Here is a 5,655-nt window from a genome sequence, read left to right as displayed (position 1 = left end):
GGCGGCGATGGCGGGGGTCAGGACGCGGACGCGGGCGCGGGCCGCGCGGTGGCGGATCAGCCAGCCGTCGGCGACGCGGGCGACCTCGGCGGTGAAGGGCCGGCCGTCGAGGGTGGCGCGGAACTGGGCCTGGCCGGGGCGCCAGTCGATGTCGGCCAGACGAAGCGCGCGGTCTTCGCCGGCCAGCTCGAGCGTCAGGGCCTCGTCGTCGTCATAGCCGAGGGAGACGCCGTGGGCGTCGCCGGGGCCTGAGGTCGTCTGGCCCTGGGGCGCGATCAGCACGATCCAGTCGGTGCGGTCCGACGGGTCGCCGGACTGTTCGGCGGCAATCTCGTTCATGGCGGTGGCGGCGGCGATCAGGATGTCGGTCTGGCGGCGGTCGGGGGCGAGGCCGTGGAAGCCGTCAGGGAATTCGTCCTTGATATAGCTGGTCGAGATGTTCCCGCTTCGGAAGCGGGGCTGGTCCATCACGGCGGCGAGGAAGGGGACGTTGTGGCCGACGCCGGCCAGATGGGTGTCCTCCAGCGCGCGGGCCATGCCGTCGATGGCGGCGTCGCGGGTTTCTCCCCAGGCGCAGAGTTTGGCGATCATGGGATCGTAGAAGATGGATATCTCGTCGCCCTCGCGGACGCCGGAGTCGTTGCGGACGGTGTAGCCGTCGGGATGGGGGCCCTCTAGCGGCTGTTCGTAGCGGATCAGGCGGCCGATCGAGGGCAGGAAGCCGCGGTAGGGATCTTCGGCATAGATGCGGCTCTCGATGGCCCAGCCGTTGATGGCGAGGTCCTTCTGGGCAAAGGGCAGGGGGTCGCCCCAGGCGGAGCGGATCATCTGTTCGACCAGATCGACGCCGGTGATCAGTTCGGTGACCGGGTGTTCGACCTGAAGCCGGGTGTTCATCTCGAGGAAGAAGAAGGATTTGTCCTGACCGGCGACGAATTCGACCGTGCCGGCGGAGTCATAGTTTACGGCGCGGGCGAGGGCGACGGCTTGCGCGCCCATGGCGGCCCGGGTCTCGGGGTCGAGCAGGGGAGAGGGGGCCTCCTCGATGACCTTCTGATTGCGGCGCTGGATCGAGCATTCGCGCTCGAACAGGTGGACGATGTTGCCGTGTTTGTCGCCCAGCACCTGAATCTCGATGTGGCGGGGGTCGATGATGAATTTCTCGAGGAAGACGCGGTCGTCACCGAAGGCGCCCAGCGCCTCGGCCTTCACGGCGGCGAAGGCCTCGGCCATGTCGGCGCTGGAATGGGCCACGCGGATGCCCTTGCCGCCACCGCCGGCCGAGGCCTTGATCATGACCGGATAGCCGATCTGGTTGGCGATCTCGACGGCGTGTTCGGGGGTGTCGACCAGGCCCATGTGACCGGGAACGGTCGAGACGCCGGCGTCGGCGGCCAGTTTCTTTGAGCTGATCTTGTCGCCCATGGCCTCGATGGCGTGGGGATTGGGGCCGATGAAGACGATGCCCTCGGCCTCGAGCCGGCGGGCGAAGGAAGCGTTCTCGCTGAGGAAACCGAAGCCGGGGTGAACCGCCTCGGCGCCGGTCTGGCGGACGGCGTCGACGATCCGGTCCTGCAGCAGGTAGGACTGGGCGGCGGGGGCCGGGCCGATCAGCACGGCCTCGTCGGCCATCTCGACCGCCAGCGACCCGGCGTCGGCCTCGGAATAGACCTGGACGGTCTTGATCCCCATGCGGCGGCAGGTCTTGATGATGCGGACGGCGATTTCGCCGCGGTTGGCGATCAGGATCTTTGAGAACATGTGTCTTTGAATCTGAGGCGAACGTGATCGCGGCGTGGGGCGGCTGCCCCGATTAGGCCGCGATCTTTGCCGAGTAAACCGGAGGGGCTTTCACGTGAGCGAGGCAAAGGGTTGGCAAGACCGTCGTCGATGGGGTTTAAGCCGTTCCAGTCCCGTTCATTCCAGCCCGTTCATTTCTGTCCTGTCCCTCGTTTCGCCTTTCGGCACGGAGCCTGACCTGATGTCCCGCCTGCTAAACTTCGCTGCCATCGCCGCCCTGACCCTCACGGTCAGCGCCGGCTCCGTCCTGGCCCAGGATTTCCGCGCTCTCGCCGGTCAGGACCTGCAGACCGCGCGTGACGAACTGGCCGCCAACCATCCGGCGCCGGTGGTCCCGGGCCCGGCCAGCCAGACCTTCCAGAGCTGGCTCGACCGCGGCCTGCAGGAGTCGTTGGCCAAGGTCGGTCAGGTCAACAGCGGCGCCAGCCACGCCTATCTGATGCGCTATTACGCGGCCGGCTTCCGCGATTCGAACATCACGGCCCGGGCCAGTTACGACACGCCCTCGACGCGCTTCTATGCCTCGAGCTGGGGTGGCATCGCCACCGGCTGGCGCAACGGCCAGTATGTGGTGACTTATGTGCAGCCCGGCGTGCGCGGCGCGCCGCCGGTCGGCGCCGTCGTCACCGAATGCAACCTGACCCCGATCGAGGAGTTTTCCCGCGCCAAGCTGGACCTGTGGGAAGGCGACCTGAACACCGAGGCGGGCCGCGCGACGACCGCGCCCTATCTGCTGTGGAACCGCAACAATCCGTTCGCCGGCGGCGTGCCCTCGACCTGCAAGTTCAAGGTCGGCAATCGCCGCGAGCGCGACTTCGAGATCAAGCCGCAGCCGGTCACGCCCGCCAATCTGGAAGCCGCCTACCGGGCGACCGTCTATACGCCGGGCGCCACGCCACTGTCGCTCGAGACGATCAACGGCCGTCCGTGGGTGAACGTCCACTCCTTCGCCGACGACGCCGGCTGGGACGCCTTCAACGGCGTGCTGGAAGGTCAGTTGGCCAGCCTGCAAGACGCGCAGGGCTTCGTGCTGGACCTGCGGGGAGGCAGCGGCGCCTCGAACCTGGGCTCGACCGCCCGCGGCTATGGCGTGCTGAACCGCATCTGGACCCCGGAATATACCGCCACCCGCCAACCGACCGGCGGAGATTTCACCTATCGCGCCACGCCGGGGAACCGTCAGTGGTACGTCGACGTGATCGGACGCATGCAGCAGGATGCCCGTTTCGTCTTTGAATCGCCCCAGGTCATCGAACAGACCCAGGCCATCCTCGCCGCCTTCGACACCGCCATCGCCGCCGGTCAGACGACCTTCACCCAGCCACTGCCGCCGATAGCCGCCAACGAAGCCGCCGCCAACCCGGTTCAGGGTCCGGTCCTGGTGCTGGTCGACGCCGGTTGTTCGGGCGGCTGCCTCGACACGGTGGACCTGTTGAGCCGCCTGCCGAACGTGCGGATCGCCGGCATGACGACCGCGCCGGACTCGATCTTCATCGAGCAGACGACCATCCGGCTGCCGTCGACCTATGCGGACCTCAGCTATGGTCACAAGGCCTGGACTTCGCGCGAACGCGGCAACAACCAGCCCTTCGTTCCGGGCCAGGGCCTGACCTACACGGGCAGCCCGGTCGACGAAGTCGCGGTGCGGGCCTGGGTGGCGACGCTGTTCGGCGGCTGACCATCCTGAGCGCCGCCGTCGCGCTTCGCGCGATTCGAGCGCGGAAGGCGAAGGCTACCGGGGCGGACGAGGTGGAACCCTCGCCCGCCCCTTCCTGGTTGGGAGGCAAGCTTTCGTCTGTTTGGAGGAAAACTAACCCGGTCAGTTCAATGGGTAATCACGACATTGACCTAACACCCCGCACTGTTGGCCTGCCAGATGCCGAAAAGCAGCCGCGCTTGAGGTCTGCTATGGTTGGGGGGCGGGCGTAGACGTCGGGCGGCGGCGTTGGGCAGGGCTGCCCCTAAAGACGCCGGTCAGGGCTTTTTCGTCCTGGCCAAAGTTACCTCCCAATCGCGGGCTGAAAGTGCCCCTTCGCGCGTCCATGCCATCTGCCAGAAACGCCACTCGTACTCGCTGCTGGTGCGGAAGATGTCGCGGAGCCGCTGGCGGCCGCGATCGTCCATTCGCGCTGCCTCGTCATCGACGACCGCGCGCAACCACGCGCCCACGGCCGCGAAGTCCGGGTTCGCGTACATCGCCAGCCAGTCGCGATAAGGGTGGCCGGTGGGCGGCTCCCCCAATGCGGTAAAATGCTCGCCGATGACCGCATAGATCCACGCGCAGGGGAGCATCACGGTGACGACCTCCGCGAGTGACCCCGTCGCGGCGACCTGGAGCATGTGGCGGGTATAGGCGTAGCTCGTCGGCGCCATGGGCGTGGCAGCCATCTGTGCCATCGTCAGACCGAAACGCTCAGCGTACATCTCGTGGAGGGCGCGCTCCACCCGCACCGTGTCGATGAGGAATTCGCCGAACTTCAGGATACGGTCGCGGTCGTCTGTTTTCGTCGCGGCGAAGGCGAACGTCTTCGCAAGGTCGGTGAGGAAGCGGGCGTCCTGCAAGATATAGAACTGGAACGTCGCCTGCGGCAGTGTTCCGTCAGCGAGCGCCACCACGAATGGGTGCGCCAGTTGCGCGTCCCAGATTGCGGAGCACTCGCGCCGCATTGTCTCGGTGAATGAGTCAGTCATCAGATATTCTCTCAACAGCCTCTGCGTTCTTTACGAAATTGGGTTCGTCCCAAGGTGAGACGCGGTGATTGGGGGGCCGCAGCAGTGACCAATTCCGGGGGCGGCATCAGTCGTTACCGTTTGAATCAAGATGTTTCGGATCTCGTCTTCGGGTGATTTTGGACACGCCCTCCCGGGACGCCACCGATCATTCAAGCCGCTCTTCGTCCCTTGGGCGTGCCGGGACACCATCTTCGCCTCGACGGCCCAGACAATCGGGCTCGAGGTCGGTGAGCCTGCCGGTGATGAGCCGGGCACCGCGCTCGAACGTGACGTAGGACCAGAGCCATTGCGTCATGACGACCAGCCGGTTGCGCAGGCTGATCAGGAAATAGATGTGAGCGATCCCCCATATCCACCACGCAAGCCATCCGTTGATCCGCAGGCGCCCAAACGCGATGACGGCGGTCTTGCGGCCTACCGTGGCGAGTTGGCCCCGGTCACGATAGCGAAAGGGCGGCAGCTCGGGCTTGCCGTCAAGACGCGCTTTGATCACGTCGGCCACATAGGCACCCTGCTGCTTGGCGACCGGGGCGATGCCGGGAAGTGGCTCGCCGGCAACGTCACGGGCAAGCGCGGTGTCGCCGATGATGAAAACGTCGTCCAGACCAGGTGGCCGCAAATCAGGTCCGACCAACACACGGCCAGCGCGATCGCCCGCTACCGCGAGCCAGTCGGCGGCCGGCGGGGCGGCGACCCCGGCCGCCCAGATGATCGTGCCCGCAGACACGTCCTCGTCGCCCACCGTGACCCCGGTTGCCTCACAGCGCGTGACTGCGTGTTCCAGGCGGACATCTACGCCGAGGCGCCGAAGCGTCTTCTCGGCATAGCGCGATTGCGATTCCGGAAAGCTTGGCAGTAAACGTGGTCCGGCTTCGAGCAGCAGCACCCGCGTCTGCTGCGGATCGATGGCGCGAAAGTCCGTAGCGAGCGCCTGGCGCGCAAGTTCGACAACGGCGCCTGCCATCTCGACCCCGGTCGGCCCGCCGCCAACGATGACGATGGTGAGGAGACGTTCGTGCTCGCGCGCATCGGATTCCATCTCCGCGCGCTCAAACGCGAGCAGTAAACGGCGGCGGATCTCCGTGGCGTCGTCGATTGTCTTCAAGCCGGGTGCATGGGCCG

The 5,655-nt window shown here is 66.5% G+C and carries 4 protein-coding genes; 1 reads left to right on the top strand and 3 read right to left on the bottom strand.

The window, feature by feature from the left end:
* The coding region (locus ACESMO_RS04230) for an acetyl-CoA carboxylase biotin carboxylase subunit (protein ID WP_372706937.1) at positions 1–1,761 on the bottom strand (1,761 nt) is incomplete at its 3' end.
* A gap of 220 nt (positions 1,762–1,981) precedes the next feature.
* On the opposite strand from ACESMO_RS04230, the gene ACESMO_RS04225 reads away from it, so the two are divergent.
* Positions 1,982–3,478: a hypothetical protein gene (locus tag ACESMO_RS04225; protein WP_372706936.1), complete on the top strand. Its 1,497-nt coding sequence runs from the start codon at positions 1,982–1,984 to the stop codon at positions 3,476–3,478.
* Positions 3,479–3,774: 296 nt separating this feature from the next.
* Here the strand turns inward: ACESMO_RS04225 and tenA are convergent, their stop codons facing one another.
* Together tenA and ACESMO_RS04215 are read right to left on the bottom strand one after the other, a co-directional pair.
* On the bottom strand, positions 3,775–4,491 hold the full coding sequence (gene tenA, locus ACESMO_RS04220; RefSeq protein ID WP_372706935.1) for a thiaminase II: 717 nt from the start codon (positions 4,489–4,491) through the stop codon (positions 3,775–3,777).
* A 187-nt stretch (positions 4,492–4,678) separates the two neighbouring features.
* Positions 4,679–5,655, bottom strand: a 977-nt coding sequence (locus ACESMO_RS04215) for an NAD(P)/FAD-dependent oxidoreductase (protein WP_372706934.1), incomplete at its 5' end; no start/stop codon positions are given.

Source organism: Brevundimonas sp., from assembly GCF_041688735.1.
Taxonomy (GTDB): Bacteria; Pseudomonadota; Alphaproteobacteria; order Caulobacterales; family Caulobacteraceae; genus Brevundimonas.
The sequence above is the reverse complement of the archived record's forward strand: the minus strand, read 5'-3'. Positions and strand labels throughout refer to the sequence as shown.

What these genes read in the sequence shown, in the direction of transcription:
- ACESMO_RS04225 (WP_372706936.1), top strand. Translation starts at nt 1,982, where the DNA reads ATGTCCCGCCTGCTAAACTTCGCTGCCATCGCCGCCCTGACCCTCACG.
- tenA (WP_372706935.1), bottom strand. Translation starts at nt 4,491, where the DNA reads ATGACTGACTCATTCACCGAGACAATGCGGCGCGAGTGCTCCGCAATC.